At 30.3% G+C, this 594-nt stretch carries 2 protein-coding genes; both read right to left on the bottom strand.

The window, feature by feature from the left end; all coding sequences use genetic code 11:
* A partial coding sequence (locus IDG60_RS21150; protein WP_206161162.1) for a VOC family protein occupies positions 1-215 on the bottom strand: 215 nt, incomplete at its 3' end.
* A gap of 289 nt (positions 216-504) precedes the next feature.
* On the bottom strand, positions 505-594 hold a 90-nt coding region (locus IDG60_RS28405), incomplete at its 5' end, for a zinc finger domain-containing protein (RefSeq protein WP_206161163.1).

Raw genomic sequence — 594 nt, 5'->3', positions numbered from 1 at the left:
AGTCCCGCTTCGGACATTAAAGGTTCACGTCCATTTTGTAATTCAACAAGTGTAATGACATGATTATTTTGACCTACTTCATATTGTATCGATGTTAATGTCTCATTTATAATATTTAATCCTAATATGTCCTCATAAAATGGCTTTAATTCATTCTTATCTCTCACATTTAAAGTGATACCATTGACAAAGTTTGCGTTACTGTTATGATACATTCAATTAACTCCTATCAAATTCAATATCTGTGCTTACTTTTACTTAAAATTATCGCGAACATAATTGAGAATAGCAACTATAACGCATTTATATGCCTCAGAGAATTTGTACCATTCCTGAATAATTTTTATTTTAGTAAATCGCACATTTTTTACATATATGACCGGTAACTTGGTCATTTTTTTATTCACAAAAAAACTCTCTTCATCATGTCAACAAAAACTACAACATGATTATGAAGAGAGCTTTAATTTATATCATCTGTATGAGTACTTTATACAATTTCAATTATACAAGTGATTTTACAACTTGTTGGCATCGTGGGCATAAATGCGTCAATTCATCAACAGCACCAAGATCCTCTGAATAGTTCCAACA

This window comes from Staphylococcus sp. EG-SA-2, from assembly GCF_017152085.1.
The sequence above is the reverse complement of the archived record's forward strand: the minus strand, read 5'-3'. Positions and strand labels throughout refer to the sequence as shown.